Below are 17464 nucleotides of genomic sequence, written 5' to 3' on the forward strand. Positions count from 1 at the left end.
GTTGACATGCCGCTACGGCAAGGGCCGTCCTATGGCCCCAGGTCGAAGGCATCCGCATCCAGCTGCGCCGGGAAGCGTTCGCGGTGCCCCCGGAGCTGCTCGGCGCTGAAGGTCGCTTCCAGTACGCGGACCTCGGCATCCGCTTCGACGAGCGGCTGGCCGAGCGGGTCCAGCGCGGCCGAATCACCGCTGTAGGCGATGCCATTGCCGTCGGTGCCGACGCGGTTCACGCCGATGACGGCCGCGAGGTTCTCGATGGCGCGGGCGCGAAGCAGCGTCTTCCACGGGTAGGCGCGCGCGGCGGGCCAGTTGGCGACGAACAATGCAAGGTCGTAATCGAACGCACCGGGGCGCGTCGCGTCGAAGCGGTTGCGGATGTACACCGGGAAGCGCAGGTCGTAGCAGACCTGCAGGAAGATCCGCCAGCCCCGCCAATCGACGAACACGCGCCGGTCGCCGGCCGCATAGCGCTCGTGCTCCTTGGCCATGCGGAACAGGTGGCGCTTGTCGTAGTGCACGAGCGCGCCGTCGGGCGTGGCGAACAGCAGGCGGTTGTAGACGCCCGGCGCGATGCCTTCCGATTCGGCCTGCGCGCCTTCAATACGCAATTGCACGCTGCCGCAGACGGCGGCGTCGAGCGCCCTCGCCTGCTCCTTGATCCACGCGACCGTCGGCCCCTGCATGTCTTCGGCGCTGGCGAGCGCTTCGTTGCTGAAGCCGGAGGTGAACGTCTCCGGCAACACCACGAGATCGGTGCGGCCGGCCAGCGGCGCGATCAAGCCGCCGTAGTAGGCGCGGTTGCCCGCCGGGTCGTGCCAGCGGGTGTCGCCCTGCACGAGGGCGATGCGGAGGTCGCGGTCGGGGCCGTTCGAGGACGAGGCATCACTCATCGCCGCGGCCTCAGAGCTTGGCCAACCGCTCGATGGCGGCATCCAGCGTGGCCTCGTTCTTGGCGAAGCACAGGCGCGCAAGGCGCTGCCCGGTCGGCGACGTCTCGTAGAACGGCGACAACGGAATCGCAGCAACGCCCTTCTCGATGGTCAACCAGCGGCAGAACGCGAGATCGTCGAGATCGCTCACCGCCGAGTAATCCACCAGCTGGAAGTAGCCACCCGGCACCGGCAACGCCTTGAGCTTCGTCGTGGCGAGCTGAGCAGCGAAGCGGTCGCGCTTGGCCTGGTAGAAGGCGCCGAGTTCCTCGTAGTGCTCGGGGTGCTGCTCGATCATCTCGGCGAAGGCCCACTGCGCCGGGGCGAAGGTGCAGAAGGTATTGTACTGGTGGACCTTGCGGAATTCGGCGGTCAGCGCGGGCGGCGCGACGCAGTAGCCCACCTTCCATCCGGTGCAGTGGTAGGTCTTTCCGAAGCTGCTGATGACGAAGGCGCGCGCGGCCAATTCCGGGTAGCGCAGCACGCTCTCGTGGATACGGCCGTCGAACACGATGTGTTCGTAGACCTCGTCCGACAACAGCAGCACGTGCGGGAAATCGGCGACGAAACGCTTCAGCTCGGCGATGTCGCCCGCGTCGAACATCGCACCCGACGGGTTGTGCGGCGTGTTGAACATGAACAGCCGCGTCCTCGGGGTCACGGCGGCGCGCACGGCGGCCCAGTCCACGCCGAAGGTGGCCGGATCCAGCGGCACGTGCACCGCACGGCCACCGGCGAGGTCGATGGCGGGCTCGTAGCAGTCGTAGCAGGGGTCGAGGACGATGACTTCCTCGCCGGGGCGAACGACGGCCGCGATCGCGTCGAAGATCGCTTCGCTGGCGCCGGAGGTCACGGTGATCTCCGTTTCCGGGTCCGGGCGATGCCCGTAGCAGCGCAGGGTCTTGTCGGCGATCGCCTTCCGCAGCGGCGGCACGCCGGCCATGTGCGCGTACTGGTTCTTCCCTTCGGCCATGGCCCGGGCGAGCGCGTCGCGAAGCGGCACCGGCACTTCGAAGTCCGGGAAACCCTGACCGAGGTTGACCGCGCCGTGCTCGGCAGCGAGCACGCTCATCACGGTGAAAATGGTGGTGCCGACCTTCGGCAGCTTGGTGTCGATCCGCATCGCAACGCCTTGAAATGAAAGGGCCGGCAATCAGCCGGCCCGGAATGATAAACGCTCGGCGCCGAGACGACCGGCCCAGGCCGATCCCTCGGCAAGGGCGATCCTCAATTCACCGGGCAACCTTGCAGGCTGCCAAGCGGCGTCACCACATCGCTCGCCGCCCACGTGCCCGGCACGCCCGCCGTGTAGGTGCCGCTGAGCTGGATGCCTTGCAGCGTCCCGGAAGCGAAGGTGCGGGTGAAGGTTCCGATGCGCGAACGCACCGGATCACCCGTCCGCACGCAGAGCGGGCATGCACCGGTGTTCTGCTCCAGGTTGAGCGTCTGCGTGGCTGCGCCGATGCCGCTGCGTTCGGCGATGAGGTAACGGGGCACGCCGCGGGCGTCATAACCGAACACCGTGTAGAACTCGTAGTTCGGGAACAACTGGACGCTGTAGCCACTGCCCGACCTCGCCGGATCGAACCAGTGCCCGCTCGCGTTAAGCGTCGCGCCCGCGAACGTCGGACACCCGCCGCCGAAGTTCTCGTAGGCCTCGCTGCCCACTTCCCCGTCCAGGGTGTAGCTGAGGGTGAAGGCACTGGTCGATGTCGGCGTGATCGTCGCGTGGCCAATGGCGGTCAGCTGGTTCCTCGTCCCGAACCAGGCACTCCGGTAGACCACGCCACGCCAGATGCCGTTCGCTCCAGGCGCCGCTTCCTGCAGGTAGTACCAGGTTGGCGTGCCATCCTGCAGATACGTGTACCAGAGACCCGCCCAAGCCGCGCCGGCCGGATACACGAACAGTCCCGAGCCGCTGCGACCCGGGTTGTAGTAGCCCCCCGGCCGCACGCGCGGGGCGGTTCCGACCACGGTGGCGCGCAAGGAAAGCGCGACGGCGCCCGAACCGGGGTTCGCGACCACCGCATACCAGCGGCCGGGCGCCGGGTTGGCGATCACCACCGACTCGTTGCCACCGAAGACGTCCGAGCGGCCTTCCGGCGTCGTGGACGGCGCGCGAGGCACCAACGGCTGCGCCGCGCTGCTGGCCGCGGCCGGAGCGCGAACGGCCGACAGCGCGATGCCGGCGGCGGACTGCGTGGTGATCCGGAGTTCGGTCGCACCCGCCGGCACGTCGATGAACGCGTGGTCCAGCGTTTCACCCTGACGCATCCTGAAGGTGCGAGCGACACCATCCTGCAGCGCGACAGCCGTCGATTCCGCGGCCGTGCGCTTCACCTCGACGGGCACCACGGCCTGGACCACACCGTCCACGATCATCCGAATGGCCCCCCAACGTCGCTCGGTCGCCAGCAGGGTCGGGTCGTTCCATTGCAGGCGGACCGGCGTCGACGCCCCGGCAGGTGCATTGCCAGGCGCGGTCGCGACGAGGGAACCATCGCCAACCGACAGCGGAATTTCGGCGGAAGACACCCCGATCGTCTGCCGCACGCCGGCACGGTTGTGAACCACGACCCAGTAGTCGAGAGGCAGGTTGGCCGTCGGCGTCAGGGGAACGTCGCAGCGCTCGCCAACGCCACTGCTGGCCGCGCATTCGACCTCCAGCACGGAAGGCTGGCCGTCGCCGTTGCCGTCGATACCGACGTATAGGTCGACGTCACCGGCCAAACCCGCGGCCTCGACCACGAGATGCCGTTCCACGGGGGTGGCGGACGCCGCGATGCGACGCATCTGGAACGACGTCCCTTCGAACGAGCGGTCCCACGGGGACTCCGGCGTCGTATCGAGGTTCGTGACCAGCGACCATCCCGAGGGCGCATGCAAGGCGCTGGCGTTGAACAGGACATTGCTCAGCGGACGCAGTCCGATGCCCTGCAGGTCGCGGAACCCGCTGCCCGTCGGCACCTCGAGGCGGATCGGCCCCACGCCACCGCCGATCGACGGGGACACCGTGATCTGCATTTCCGCCGCGCTGCAGCGCGGCGCCGCCCCGCCTTCGCAGAGCTGGTAGCGCAGCCGATCGATGCCGCTCCACGACGCCGCAGGCACGTAACGGATGAGGTCGTCGGCGGGGCCAGGAAGCGGCCCCGCCACGATGGACGCCGTACCCGGCGACGGGCTGGAAACAATCACCAAACGACCGCCGGCAAGCGCGGCCGAAGAATAGACGTCGTTAGCTACGACGGCCATGGTCGTCGCTGGACCGTTCTCGGCCACCCAGAGCCGGTCGGGCCTCGCCACGATGACGTTGATGTCGACGATCACCAGCGGGTCGGCGAACGCCACCACCTGCAGGTTGCCATCGCTGGCGGTGATGCGCGCGCTGATCCGACGGCCGACATCGGCATCCGCGACCTGGTAGGTCTCGCCCGTCGCACCGGGGATGGGGATGCCGTCGCGCAACCACTCACGGTTTACTGTCACGGCGTCGCCGTCCGGGTCGCGGGCGCCGTAGGCCTGGAGCGTCAGTACCTCGCGCGGCCGCGGCACACCGCTGATCCGGGGCACCGCGTCGAACTGAGGGGGATCGGGGACCGGCGCGAGGCGAAGGGTCCACTGTGCGGACGTCGCCGCGGTGCCGGCGCCCATCGAGGTGCCGACGTTCACACGCAAGGCCACGTCGCCATTCGCGTCAGCACTCGGGGTGTAGGTGAACGCCGGCCGCGCCGCGAGCGCGACGACCCGCGCGGCCTCGCCTTCGACGGAAATCCAGCCGCTCGACGGGGAGATGGTCAGTCCGCTGGTATCGCCCGACACCGACCATGCGCCGCCGGTGACCTCGAGTCGCAAACCAATCCGGGCAGAGTCTGGCTCGTCGACGGTGAAGGCCGGGATGAGCAGCGGCTGGTCCTCGACGCCCTCGATCACAAGCTGCATCGGGGAAATCGTCGGCGGGTCGTCCCTCTCGACAACGAAAATCGATCCCACCTGTGCCGTTGCCGTCGCGCCCGGGGCACCGGCAATGGCGCCGAGATTGCGCGTTCCGCCACGCACCAACGGCCCTTCGGTGAAGAAGGACACCGTGGCGAGGGCACTGCTGCACTGGGCAGGCGTGAGCGTGCCGCCCACCGGGGCCAAATCGAGACGCATGGCGACTGCGTTCCAGCGCGCGTTGGGCGCGTCCGAACCGAGGCGATCGGTAGCGGGGTTGCCGCCACCCGAAATCACGGCCGCGCAGATGGCGATGTCACTGTCGACGTCGTCGACCCTGGCATCGATGCCCAGGCGCTGCGGCGCATCGCCTTCGGTGTAGTAGGCGGAGCGCGGGTTCGCATAGATCGTCGGCGCATCGTCGACAGGCGTGATGCGGATCGTGCGGGTCAGCGCGCCTGACGCCGAATCGCCAGGCCCCCCTTGGTCGCGGACCGTGAACGTGAGCGTGACGTCACGCGTGTCGTTGGGCTCGGTGCGGAAAAGAACGCGGCCGGCGGCCAAAGCGGCACGGACCTCGGCCACGGAGCCGGCCAGACTGGCTTCCCGCGACGACCAGCCCGAGGGGCTGACCTTAAGGGAACCGCGGTCGACGGCAAAAGCCACATAGATCGTGCCGCGGCTGTCGGCGTCGAAAAAGTCGAAGCCCTGCAGGCTCAATTCCACGTCTTCAGTTGCCTGCAGCGCGTCCGGCCCCGAGGGCACGGGCGGATCGTTGAACGGCTGAACACGGAGCGGGATGTCCATCGGCGTGGACTTCACGTCGCCGTCAACGGCTTCGAAACGCACAGTGCGGTCGAGCGCTGCGGCCACCTCGGCTCGGTTGCTGTAGCCCACACGGCGAATCGCCTCGCGCCAATGGGCGAGGGTCGCGGTTCCGGACGGCGACCGCAACGACAGGGTCGCCGACGCCGCATTGAAGCTGGCTCCGATGTCGCCGATGGCCCCGCCCGGAGTGATCTCGAGGCCTTCACCCGCGACGGCATCGAGGATCCGCACGTCGACGCGAGACGGCCGGTCACCTTCGAGGTCACACAGCAGCGCACCCGGCGCCAGCACCACGGCAGGAGCATCCTCAACCGCCGCGATGACGTCCGTCGCCTCGCGGCTCAGCGACGGCTCGGTGTTGACTGGCAAGGCGAGGCTTCCCACGCGCATTGGCGCACGATCAAGGCCCACCGGCCGTCCCACGGCAACGAGGGTCCGCGACGAGGTGTCCCAAGTGGCGCCGTAGATTTGACTGCCGGTGGCCGCAACGAGCGGGCGCAGGGTGCAACCGTCCCACAGCCGGGCGCCATCGAAGCGCTGTTCGCCATACGGCGCGCGCAAGGCGCCGACAAGCAGGGCGCCCCCACCCGGCAGGGGCATCACGCCGTTCGGGCTACCAAAGACGTCCTTCCCCAAGGGTGACCATGTCCGCGTCGCCGGGCTCCAGCGGAACAGGGGCGTCGCGGGCTGGCCGAAGCTGAACTCGTTGGCGTACTGGGTGCCAAGCAGCGTGCCGGTCTCCGTATCCCAGGCCGTCGCAGTGAGACCGCCCGGAGATCGCTCCATCGCCTGCCAAGCCGCACCGTCCCAGAGGGCAATACCCGGGCTGCTGACACCACCCGCTGTGGAAAAAGCGCCAGTCACGAACAGCGCGCCGTCCGCGTCCCGAAGCGAGGCGTGTCCCACCGGGCCGCTCAATCCGGACTGAAGTCGATTCCAGCGCGTGCCATCCCACATGGCGATGTTGCTCACGCCGGCATCGCCCGCATCGTCGAACTCGCCCATGGCGAACAGACGGCCACGCGCCGGATCCAGTAAGAGTTTGCTCACGGAGAGGGAATCATCCGCGCGCAAGCCTGAGCCCAGCGGCTGCCAGCGAGCGCCGTCCCAAACAGCGATGTTAGCGGCCGCGACGCCCCCGGCGACGGCAAACCTGCCGGCGGCATACAGGCGACGGGTCGATCGATCCCACGCCAGTGCGGTCACGGAGTCGTCCCGCACGACGCCGACGCCAGCACCGAGGGCCACCCAGCGGGCACCGTCCCAACGCGCCACGCGCGCGGCGGCCACCCCATCGATCGCAGTGAAGTCGCCACCGACGTAGAGATCCCCGGTGTCCGGGTCACGCACCACTTCGTTGACACGGCCCGACGTGCCGGGATCGAAGGCGGACCAGTTGCCACCGGCCAAGGCCGCGACATTGTTCGCCGTGATCCCGCCGATCTCCCGGAACATGCCACCGACGACAAGTCGGCCCTGCGTGGCATCCCAGGTCACCGAAGCGACAAAGTCCTCCGAACTGCCTGCGAGCACCTGCCAAGACGCCCCGTTCCAGACATGAAGCGCGGTGTACTGCGTGTCGACGTTGATCAGGGCGTACAGGCGGCCATGCACCGGATCGATGGCCAGTTCGCCACCGCTCTCCCACCCGTTGGCGCTGGAGCGTCCATCGCCGACGGTGGACCACGTCGTACCGTCCCACTGGATCACGGCCAAACGATCGAAGTCCCCTTCCCGCGTGCTCGTGGCGTTGAGGTAAACGCGACCGCTGACGGGGTGGACGGCGACGTGGCCCGGCGCGAGATCGAACTCCGCGGAAGCCACGCCCGTCCACGCCGTGCCGTTCCAGTAGGCGAATCCTTCCGCGGGAATACCGCCATCGACCCGATCAAACGCGCCGGACACATAGAGGCGTCCGTTCGACGGCGACCACGCCAACGACTGCGCGTAACCATTCCCGTCGAGGCCAGCGCCGAGCGACTGCCAGCGCGTGCCATCCCAGCGGCCGACGCCATTCAACGCCCTGCCTTCGATGGCGTCGAACGCCCCTCCAGCGTAAAGATGGCCCGTGGCCGGATCCACGGCGAGCGAGCGGATGCCGGGTGGCGAAACGTAGCCGTCCGGCGTACCGGTCGCGCGAAGTGCAGACCAGCGGGTCCCGTCCCACATCGCCAAACCGTTGGCGCGAACGCCACCAATCTCGGTAAAGGTGCCAGCGACGTAAAGCCGGCCACGGGAGCCATCCCAAGCCATCGCAGTGATCGAGAGTTGCGCACCAACCGCGTGGCCGAGGCCCCGCCAGCGGCTGCCGTTCCAATGCGCGATGCCGAGAGCGGCCTCGTCCTTGACGCCGGTAAACCAGCCGGCGATGAACACCTGCCCGTTCCCAGCGGCTGTGTGCGTCACCAGACTGTCGATCTCGCCCGATGCACGCCGCTGCCAGTCGAGGCCGGGGATCGCGGGTTCCACCGCCGCCGTGGCGACGTTGACGAACAGCACAGCGAACAGCGCGGCGAAAGCGAGCCACCGCGGAGCGCGGTGAACGTCCTTGTCGAACATCGAATCCTCGATTACAGGGGGGGGGAATCAACCCGTGACTTTAACAGACGCTCAACCGAGCCACCCCGCTCAGTTCGTGATCGCTTGGCTCAACTCCACCCAGCTCGGCGGCGTCGGCCACACGGATTCCTGGTGCCCGCCCAGCACGCGCTGCAGGTCGTGGCGGTCCAACTGCGGGGCCACGTGGCGGAACAGGTCGAAGGCGTAGCGTCGCAGCACGCGCTCCTTGGGCACCACGGCCCAGGCCGTGCATTCGGGCAACACCTCCGGCGCAGGCAGCACGGCGAGATCGCTGTCGAAGACCGAGCTCACCGCCATCTCGGCGAGGATGCCCACGCCCAGTCCGGCGCGCACATAGGTCTTGATCAGGTCCGCGTCGTGCGCGGTCATCGCCACCGTGGGGCTCAGGCCGACATCGCTGAAGGCGCGGCGCAGTGAGCTCTCGGGCTGGCTGGTGCTGTGGTAGCTGACGAGCGGATGCGCGGCGAGGTCCTCGAGCGTCGGCGCGCGGCCGAGCTTGGCCAGCGCATGCTCCTTCGGCACGACGACGATGCGGCGCCAACGATACAGCGGGATGGCATACCCACCGGCCGGAACGCTGCCGACGCTGCTGACAATGGCGATGTCGGCATTGCCCTTCGCGAGATGCGGCAGCACGTCGTTGTCGGCCAGCGACTGCAGCTGCACGCCCACCTGCGGGTACTCGCGATTCAGCGCGCCAATCGCAGCCGGCAGCACAAAGCGGGCCTGCGTGTGGGTGGTGGCGATGTGCAGCGTTCCGGCCGCTTCGCCGCGCTGGTTGGCGGCGAAGGCGCGGATGTTCGCGGCCTCGGCGACGGCGCGACGCGCGTGCGCCAAGACGACCTGCCCGGCTTCGGTGATCGATTCGAGGCTGCGGCCCTTGCGCTGGAACAGCAGAAAGCCGAGCTCGTCCTCCAGCTGCTTGAGCTGTTTGGAGATGCCGGGTTGGGTGGCATGCACCCTGTCCGCGGCCGTGGTGATGTTCAGGCCGGCGTCGACGATGGCGATGAGGTAGCGGAGCTGGGTGAGGGTCATGGGAGCGAAGCCGTGGCAGGGGCCGGCGGCGTGGTCGCGCCGGAAGTCCATCCATTCATCGCGATGAAACGATAAATATTCCGAGACGTCCAGTCCCTACTGATAACCGCAAGGTATATGCACCGCGCCGAGCGGCATTTCCAGCCCTCGGCCCGCGCGGACTAGCGTGCCCAGACCGGACACCACCGACCGCCTCTGCTCATGCCCTCCCCGCTTTTCCCCGTCTTCCTCGACCTCGCCGGCCGCCGCGTGCTGCTGGTGGGCGGTGGCGTGGTGGCGAAGCGGAAGGCCGAGGCCCTGATGGAGGCCGGCGCCGACGTGGTGGTCGGCGCCCCTGAGTTGGAGCCCGAGCTGGCACAGGCGGTGGCCGAGGGACGCCTTGCCCATCGCCCGGGCCCCTTCCATCCGGGCTGGCTGGACGGCGCGTGGCTGGTGATCGCCGCCACCGACAACCCCGAGGTCAATGCCGCCATCGCACGCGAGGCCGAGGCCCGTCGTCTCTGGGTCAACGTCGTCGACGACGCGCCGCGCTGCACCTTCCAGGTGCCGGCGCGCGTCGAGCGCGGGCCGCTGCAGATCGCGATCAGCAGCCGCGGCGAAGCGCCGATGCTCGCGCGTTGGCTGCGGGAACGCCTCGAAACCGAATTGGATCCGGCGCTTGGCGACCTCGCCGAGTGGTTGGGGTCGAAGCGAGAGGACTTGCGTTCGCGATTCCCGCAAACCGCGCGCCGCCGTCAAGTGATCGAAGCGCTGATCCGCGGACCGGCCGCCGACGCCCTGCGCAACGGTGATCTCGCCGAAGCCGAAGCCGCCTTCGCGGCCGCCCTCGATGAAGACACGATGCCCCGCGGCCGCGTGATCCTCGTGGGCGCCGGCCCGGGAGACCCCGGCCTGCTGACACTTCGCGGATTGCGTGCGCTCAACCAGGCCGATGTGGTCCTGCACGACCGGCTCGTCAGCGCCGACGTCCTCGCCCTCGCCCGCCGCGATGCCGAGACCATCGAGGTTGCCAAGGAAGCCGGCACGCACCACACCACCCAGCAGCGCATCCACGAATTGCTCATCGAGCACGCCAAGGCCGGCAAGACGGTCGTCCGGCTCAAGGGCGGCGATCCCTTCGTGTTTGGTCGCGGCGGCGAAGAACTGGAAGCGCTGCGCGCCGAAGGCATCCCGTACGAGGTCGTACCGGGCATCACCGCGGCCGTCGCCTGCGGCGCCTACGCCGGCATCCCGCTCACGCACCGCGACCACGCGCAGTCGGTTCGACTCGTCACCGCACACTGCCGCAATTCCATCGACACGCTGGATTGGGCTGCGCTCGCACAGGAGCGCCAGACGCTGGCGGTCTACATGGGTGTGCAAGGCCTCGACACCATCCGCGACCGCCTCATCGCCCACGGCCGAGCGCCAACCACGCCCTTCGCATTGGTCGAAAACGGCAGCCGCGCGAACCAGCGCGTCGTGCTCGGAACGCTCGCCGACCTGCCCGAACGCGCGCTCGCCGAGAACGTGCGCTCCCCGGCCCTGCTCATCCTCGGCGAAGTCGCGGCCCTTGCCAGCGACCTGCACTGGTTCGGCGATCCCCCCAACGGCGCGGTTTCGCCGACACTCGCCGCAACCCTTTCCTCACCCTCCCCTACAACTGCCGCGCTCACCCTCGCCGCTTAGCCTCCTACGGATCCTGACATGGCCCTTTTTGATTCCATTCTCGACACCATCGGCCGCACGCCCATCGTCAAGCTCTCGCGCATCGCGCCGAAGCACGTCGAGCTCTACGTCAAGGTCGAAGCCTTCAACCCCGGCGGGTCGGTGAAGGACCGCCTCGCCCTCGCCATCGTCCTCGACGCCGAGAAGAAGGGACTGCTGAAGCCCGGCGATACCATCGTGGAAGCCACCTCGGGCAACACCGGCGTCGCGCTGGCCATGGTGGCCGCGGCGCGCGGCTACAAGTTCGTCGCCGTGATGACGGAAACCTTCTCGGTCGAGCGCCGCAAGCTGATGCGCGCTTACGGCGCCAAGGTGATCCTCACACCGGCCGCCGAGCGCGGCAGCGGCATGGTGCGCAAGGCGAAGGAACTCGCGGAGAAGCACGGCTGGTTCCTCGCCCGCCAGTTCGAGAACGAGGCGAATCCCGCGTGGCACCGCAACACCACGGGCCCGGAAATCCTGCAGGACTTCGTCGGCAAGCGGCTCGACTACTTCGTCAGCGGCTGGGGCACCGGCGGCACGCTGACCGGCGTCGGCCAGACCCTGAAACTCGCCCGTCCCGACGTGAAGATCGTCAGCACCGAACCGGCAGGCGCGCAGCTGCTCGGGGGCAAGGAATGGCAGCCGCACAAGATCCAGGGCTGGACCCCGGACTTCATCCCCGCGGTGCTCGACCGCAGCGTCGTGGACGACATCAAGCCGATCGAGGACCTCGTCGCGCGTGACACCGCTCGGCGCCTCGCGGCCGAGGAAGGCGTCTTCGTGGGCCTCTCCGCCGGCGCCACGCTGGCCGCGGCGCTGCAGGTCGCCAACGAAGCCCCGGCGGGCTCGGTGATCCTCGCCATGCTTCCCGACACCGGCGAGCGCTACCTCAGCACGATCCTGTTCGAGGGCGTCAACGAAGGCTCCGACGACGAATGGCTGGCCTCGCTCGACGCGGCGTGATGCCGAAAAGTCATATCTTTTCATCGCGATAAAGGGATGACAAGCGCCGCAGGTCGGTCCAAGATGGCTGCACACACCATCCAGACCGGCTGAGGGACAGGCCCGAAGACGCCGGGGCAAGCACCGACCGCATCCCGCGGCGGCGCGCTGCCAACGCCTGCGGCGAGGCCTTCGGGCCAAAGCCGGTCGATGGGTCGTCAGGGAGCCTGCAGGCAGGCACTCCCGATGGCCGTCGCCGGCCACCGCGGGGGGGATGGGCACCGGAGCCCGCCATGTCCGCCACCGCCCTTGCCGAAGCCGCCCACGACGAACCCTTCTGTCGCGCGGCCACTCTCCCCGCCGCCGACGGCGTCCTCGCCAGCACCCTTTCGCTGCGCCACGCCGGACTGCAGCGCGTGAATCTCCGTTGGCGCCTCGTCGGTGCCGAAGGCACGCCGGTGCATGCCGTGCTGGGCGGCATTTCGGCCACGCGCCATGTCGCTGCGCTGCGCGCCGACGAGCCCGAGGGCTGGTGGCAGGTCCAGTTCGGCGCGGATCGCACCTTTGATCCGTCGTGCTGTCGGGTGCTGAGCTTCGATTGGGTCGGCCGCGACGGCACGCTCGACGCACCGATCAGCAGCGCCGACCAGGCCGATGCGCTTGCCGTTCTGCTCGACCACCTTGGCATCGCGCGCCTCGCGTCGATCGTCGGCAGCAGCTACGGCGCCATGGTCGGCCTCGCCTTCGCCGAACGCTATCCGGCACTGGTCGAGCGTCTTGTCGTCATCAGCGGTGCGGATCGCGCCGACCCGTATTCAGCGGCCTGGCGCGCCCTGCAGCGCCGCGTGCTGGAACTCGGCCGCGACGGCCCGGAAGCCGTTGCCCTCGCCCGCCAGTTCGCGATGCTCAGCTACCGCACACCGGAGGAATTCGCGGCCCGCTTCGACGCCGAACCGACCTGGGACGGCGATCGTTTGCGCTGCGCCGCGCAGGACTACCTCGACGCGGCCGGCTCGCGCTTCGCCGCCGTGTTCAGCCCGATCGCTTTCCGCCGGTTGTCCGAGTCGATCGACCAGCACCGCGTCAATCCGTCGCGCATCACCACGCCGACCACCGTCATCGCCGTCGAACAGGACCGCCTCGTCCCGCTCGACGACCTGCGCCGCCTGTCCCGCCAGCTGGCCGGCCCGGCGAGGCTGAAGGTGATCCGCTCGATCTACGGCCACGACGCCTTCCTGAAGGAACCCGAGCAGATCGGCCGCCTGTTGGCGCTGGCGCTCGGGCCGACGGCCGACGCTGGCCCGTCGTCGCGCGTTCCCGCTTCCTCTCCCATCGCATCGTCCCCGCAGGCCCACGCATGAGCAGCTTCGAATCCGCCACCCGCGCCGTCCGCGCCGGCATCGACCGCGACACCGCCCACGGGGCCGTCGTCCCGCCAATCGTGCTGTCGTCGAACTTCAGCTTCGAGGGCTTCGGCAAGAAGCGCCGCTACGACTACACGCGCAGCGGCAACCCGACGCGCGACCTGCTGGGCGAGGCGCTCGCCGAACTCGAAGGCGGCGCCGGTGGCGTGGTCACGGCGACCGGCATGGCCGCGATCACGTTGGTGCTGAGCCTGCTCGAACCCGGTCAGCGCCTCGTGGTCCCGCACGACGCCTACGGCGGCAGCTGGCGGCTGTTCAACGCGCTGGCGAAGAAGGGCGCCTTCGAACTCGTCACCATCGACTTCACCTGTCCGCGCCAGCTCGCGGCGGCGCTCGACCCGGCGCCGGCCATCGTTTGGATCGAGACGCCATCGAACCCGCTGCTGCGCATCACCGACCTTCGCTTCGTCGCGGAGGCCGCGAAGCGCGTCGGCGCGCTGGTGGTGGTCGACAACACTTTCCTCTCACCTGCCCTGCAGACGCCGATCGACTTCGGCGCCGACCTCGTCGTGCATTCCACGACGAAGTACATCAACGGCCACAGCGACGTGGTGGGCGGCGCCGTGGTGGCGAAGACGCCGGAGCTGCACGAGCGCCTCACCTGGTGGGCGAACGCGCTGGGCCTCACCGGCTCGCCGTTCGACGCCTTCCTGACCCTGCGCGGCCTTCGCACGTTGGATGCCCGTCTGCGCGTGCACGAGGAGAACGCCCACGGACTGCTCGACCTGCTGGTCGGCCATGAGGCCGTGGCCGCCGTGCACTACCCGGGGCTGGCCTCGCACACGGGCCACGCGCTGGCCGCGCGCCAGCAGAAGGGCTTCGGCGCAATGCTGAGCTTCGAGCTGCGCGGTGGGGAAGCGGCCGCCCGCGCCTTCTGCGACGGGCTCGACTGCTTCACCCTGGCCGAGTCGCTGGGCGGCGTGGAGAGCCTCGTCGCCCACCCGCCGACCATGACCCATGCGGCGATGAGCGCCGAAGCCCGCGCCGCCGCCGGCATCCGCGACGGCCTGCTGCGGCTGTCGGTGGGCATCGAGCACGTGCGCGACTTGCGCGCGGATCTGGCCGGCGGGCTGGAGCGTGCGGCGCGGGTGGTCGAGGCATCGGTGGTGCGGGAGGCAGTGATCGCCTGAGGCCCGACATCGAGGGTCGCCACGTCGTTCCGAGCCGGTCCTCGCCCCGGATTTGCTAGGCTTGGCGCCCCTTTACGAGACCTTCCGACCGACCCGCAAGGCCGGTCGCGCGCCGCATGGACAAGAGCTTCGAGCCGAGCACCTTCGAATCCCGCTGGTACGCCCACTGGGAGGGCAGCGGCCTGTTCAAGCCCTCGGGCGACGCCGCCAAGCCGGCCTACAGCATCCTGCTGCCGCCGCCGAACGTCACCGGCACGCTGCACATGGGCCACGCGTTCCAGCACACGCTGATGGACACGCTGGTGCGCTACCACCGCATGCGCGGCTTCGACACCCTGTGGCAGCTCGGCACCGACCACGCGGGCATCGCGACCGAGATGGTGGTCTCGCGCAACCTCCATCTGGCCGGCCAGGGCGAGACCCGCGACGGCCTCGGTCGCGAGGCCTTCGTCGGCAAGGTGTGGGAGTGGAAGAAAGAATCCGGCGACACCATCGAGCGCCAGATGCGTCGCATGGGCAGCTCGGGCGACTGGTCGCGCAGCGTCTTCACCATGGACCCGATGCCGTCCAAGGCCGTCGTCGAGACCTTCGTGAAGCTGCATGAGCAGGGCCTGATCTACCGCGGCCAGAAGCTGGTCAACTGGGACCCGGTGCTGAAGACCGCGATCTCCGACCTCGAAGTGGTGAGCGAGGAAGAGAGCGGCCACCTGTGGTCGATCCGCTACCCGCTCGTCGACGCCACCTACGAGCACGTCGAGACCGACGCCGACGGCGTGGAAACGCGCGAAACCCGCGACTACCTCGTCGTGGCCACTACTCGCCCGGAGACCCTGCTCGGCGACGTCGCCGTGATGGTGCACCCGGAGGACGAACGCTACGCCCACCTCGTCGGCCAGCACGTGCGCCTGCCGCTGTGCGGCCGCACGATCCCGGTGATCGCCGACGACTACGTCGACCGCGCCTTCGGCACCGGCGTGGTGAAGGTCACCCCGGCGCACGACTTCAACGACTACGCGGTCGGCCAGCGCCACGGCCTGCCGATGATCAACCTGTTCACCGACACCGCCCACCTCAACGACGCCGCGCCCGCGCGCTTCGTCGGCCTCGACCGCTTCGACGCGCGCAAGGCCGTACTGGCGGAACTGGAAAGTGAAGGCCTGCTGGTCGAAGCCAAGCCGCACAAGCTGATGGTGCCGCGCGGCGACCGCACCGGTCAGGTGATTGAGCCCTACCTCACGGACCAGTGGTTCGTGAAGATGGACGAGTTCGCGAAAAAGGGCCTCGATGCCGTGGAAAGCGGCCGCGTGCGTTTCGTACCCGAGAACTGGATCAACACCTACCGCCATTGGCTGGAGAACATCCAGGACTGGTGCATCAGCCGCCAGCTCTGGTGGGGCCACCGCATCCCGGCGTGGTACGACGATTCGGGCAAGGTCTACGTCGGCCGCGACGAGGCCGAGGTGCGCGCCACGCATGGCCTCGCCGCCGGCGTCGCCCTGCGCCAGGACAGCGACGTGCTGGAGACGTGGTTCAGCTCGGCGATCTGGCCGCACTCGACGATGGGCTGGCCGGACGCGAACGCGATGGCGGAGCGCGGCTTCGACCGCTACCTGCCCTCGTCGGTGTTGGTCACCGGCTTCGACATCATCTTCTTCTGGGTCGCCCGGATGATCATGATGACCGAGCACTTCACCGGCGACGTGCCCTTCAAGGACGTCTACATCACCGGCCTCGTCCGCGACAAGGACGGCCAGAAGATGTCGAAGTCGAAGGGCAACGTGCTCGATCCGATCGACCTGATCGACGGCATCAGCATCGAGGCCCTGGTCGCCAAGCGCACCAGCGGCCTGATGAAGCCGACCGACGCGCCGAAGATCGAGAAGGCCACGCGCAAGGAATTCCCGGAAGGCATCCCGGCCTTCGGCGCCGACGCCCTGCGTTTCACCTTCGCCTCGCTGGCCACGCATGGCCGCGACATCAAGTTCGACCTCGCCCGCTGCGAGGGCTACAAGAACTTTTGCAACAAGCTGTGGAACGCCGCGCGCTTCGTGCTGATGAACACCGAGGGCTTCAGCGCGTCAGGCGTGCCGGTGCCGACGACGGACGCCGAGCGCTGGATCCTCGACCGCCTGCAGCAGCTGCTGCGCGAGGTCGAAACGCAGTTCGCCGCCTACCGCTTCGACCTCGCCTCGCAGGCGATGTACGAGTTCGTCTGGAACGAGGTCTGCGACTGGTTCCTAGAACTGAGCAAGCCGGCCCTGCAGGGCAGCGACGACGCTGCGATCGCGTCCACGCGCCACACCCTGCTCTACGTGATCGAGCAGAGCCTGCGCGTGCTGCACCCGCTGATCCCGTTCGTGACGGAAGAGATCTGGTCGCACGTCGCACCGAAGCTTGGGCTGACCGGCGGTTCGATCAGCGTGCAGGCCTACCCGCAATTCGATGCCGCGCTCACCGACGCCCGCGCCGCCGTCGACATCGAGTGGCTGAAGGCCGCGATCACCGCGCTGCGTTCGGTGCGCAGCCAGCTCGGCGTGCCGCCGGGCAAGGCCGTGCCCCTGCTGCTCGCCGGCAAGGGTGACGCCGCGCAGATCGAGCGCCACGCCGGTGGCCTCAAGTTCCTCGCCAAGCTCGAGTCGATCGATTGGGTGCAGGGCGAACCGCCGGCCTCCGCGGCTGCCGTGCTGGGCGAACTCACCCTGCTGGTCCCGCTGGCCGGCCTTGTCGACCTGGACGCCGAGCGCACCCGCCTCGACAAGGAGATCAAGCGCGTCGAGGGCGAAATCGCCAAGTGCCACGGGAAGCTCGGCTCGGAGACCTTCGTGGCCAATGCGCCCGAAGCGGTGGTGGCCCAGGAGCGCAAGCGCCTCGCCGAGTGGACGACGATGCTGGACGGCCTCAAGGCCAACCGCAGCCGACTGTGAACCGGCGCCTGCCGCGCACTGGCAGGCTCCACCGCTTTCGGGCAGGGTGC

9 protein-coding genes and 1 riboswitch are annotated in these 17464 nt (G+C 68.9%); of the genes, 5 read left to right on the forward strand and 4 right to left on the reverse strand.

The annotated features are described in order from the left end of the window. Nucleotides 1–29: 29 nt before the first annotated feature. From ACIQ6S_RS01465 to ACIQ6S_RS01480, 4 genes are all read right to left on the reverse strand, one after another. Entirely contained in the window at nucleotides 30–890 is an 861-nt protein-coding gene (locus ACIQ6S_RS01465; protein WP_397606792.1) for an amidohydrolase, read from the reverse strand. Nucleotides 891–900: 10 nt separating this feature from the next. After that, the gene (locus ACIQ6S_RS01470) at nucleotides 901–2052 is read right to left on the reverse strand and encodes a pyridoxal phosphate-dependent aminotransferase (RefSeq protein WP_397606793.1); all 1152 of its coding nucleotides are present in this window, start codon (nucleotides 2050–2052) and stop codon (nucleotides 901–903) included. A 104-nt stretch (nucleotides 2053–2156) separates the two neighbouring features. Further along, complete coding sequence (locus tag ACIQ6S_RS01475) at nucleotides 2157–8249, reverse strand: hypothetical protein (protein ID WP_397606794.1); 6093 nt, start codon at nucleotides 8247–8249, stop codon at nucleotides 2157–2159. Nucleotides 8250–8318: 69 nt separating this feature from the next. Next, a complete protein-coding gene (locus tag ACIQ6S_RS01480; RefSeq protein WP_397606795.1) occupies nucleotides 8319–9305 on the reverse strand; it encodes a LysR family transcriptional regulator in 987 nt (328 codons plus the stop codon). Between the two features lie 201 nt (nucleotides 9306–9506). Between ACIQ6S_RS01480 and cysG the strand changes: the two genes are divergently transcribed. From cysG to ACIQ6S_RS01505, 5 genes are all read left to right on the forward strand, one after another. Beyond that, nucleotides 9507–10973, forward strand: coding sequence for a siroheme synthase CysG (gene cysG, locus ACIQ6S_RS01485; protein WP_397606796.1), 1467 nt, complete (start codon nucleotides 9507–9509; stop codon nucleotides 10971–10973). A gap of 18 nt (nucleotides 10974–10991) precedes the next feature. After that, nucleotides 10992–11957 carry a cysteine synthase A gene (gene cysK, locus ACIQ6S_RS01490; RefSeq protein ID WP_397606797.1) on the forward strand — a complete coding sequence of 322 codons (966 nt, stop codon included), beginning with the start codon at nucleotides 10992–10994 and terminating at the stop codon, nucleotides 11955–11957. 73 nt (nucleotides 11958–12030) lie between these two features. Continuing rightward, nucleotides 12031–12152, forward strand: a riboswitch (SAM riboswitch). Nucleotides 12153–12229: 77 nt separating this feature from the next. After that, nucleotides 12230–13297 carry a homoserine O-succinyltransferase gene (locus ACIQ6S_RS01495; protein WP_397606798.1) on the forward strand — a complete coding sequence of 356 codons (1068 nt, stop codon included), beginning with the start codon at nucleotides 12230–12232 and terminating at the stop codon, nucleotides 13295–13297. Beyond that, nucleotides 13294–14490 carry a cystathionine gamma-synthase gene (gene metB / locus ACIQ6S_RS01500; RefSeq protein WP_397606799.1) on the forward strand — a complete coding sequence of 399 codons (1197 nt, stop codon included), beginning with the start codon at nucleotides 13294–13296 and terminating at the stop codon, nucleotides 14488–14490. Before ACIQ6S_RS01495 ends, metB begins: the two co-directional genes overlap by 4 nt. A gap of 116 nt (nucleotides 14491–14606) precedes the next feature. After that, nucleotides 14607–17414, forward strand: coding sequence for a valine--tRNA ligase (locus ACIQ6S_RS01505; protein WP_397606800.1), 2808 nt, complete (start codon nucleotides 14607–14609; stop codon nucleotides 17412–17414). Nucleotides 17415–17464: the final 50 nt, after the last annotated feature.

The organism is Silanimonas sp. (assembly GCF_044377035.1).
GTDB lineage: Bacteria > Pseudomonadota > Gammaproteobacteria > Xanthomonadales > Xanthomonadaceae > Silanimonas.

Bases quoted from the DNA above. Each gene is read 5' to 3' on its own strand.
- ACIQ6S_RS01495 (WP_397606798.1), top strand. From the start codon at position 12,230: ATGTCCGCCACCGCCCTTGCCGAAGCCGCCCACGACGAACCCTTCTGT.
- ACIQ6S_RS01465 (WP_397606792.1), bottom strand. From the start codon at position 890: ATGAGTGATGCCTCGTCCTCGAACGGCCCCGACCGCGACCTCCGCATC.
- cysK (WP_397606797.1), top strand. From the start codon at position 10,992: ATGGCCCTTTTTGATTCCATTCTCGACACCATCGGCCGCACGCCCATC.
- ACIQ6S_RS01475 (WP_397606794.1), bottom strand. From the start codon at position 8,249: ATGTTCGACAAGGACGTTCACCGCGCTCCGCGGTGGCTCGCTTTCGCC.
- cysG (WP_397606796.1), top strand. From the start codon at position 9,507: ATGCCCTCCCCGCTTTTCCCCGTCTTCCTCGACCTCGCCGGCCGCCGC.
- ACIQ6S_RS01480 (WP_397606795.1), bottom strand. From the start codon at position 9,305: ATGACCCTCACCCAGCTCCGCTACCTCATCGCCATCGTCGACGCCGGC.
- ACIQ6S_RS01505 (WP_397606800.1), top strand. From the start codon at position 14,607: ATGGACAAGAGCTTCGAGCCGAGCACCTTCGAATCCCGCTGGTACGCC.
- metB (WP_397606799.1), top strand. From the start codon at position 13,294: ATGAGCAGCTTCGAATCCGCCACCCGCGCCGTCCGCGCCGGCATCGAC.
- ACIQ6S_RS01470 (WP_397606793.1), bottom strand. From the start codon at position 2,052: ATGCGGATCGACACCAAGCTGCCGAAGGTCGGCACCACCATTTTCACC.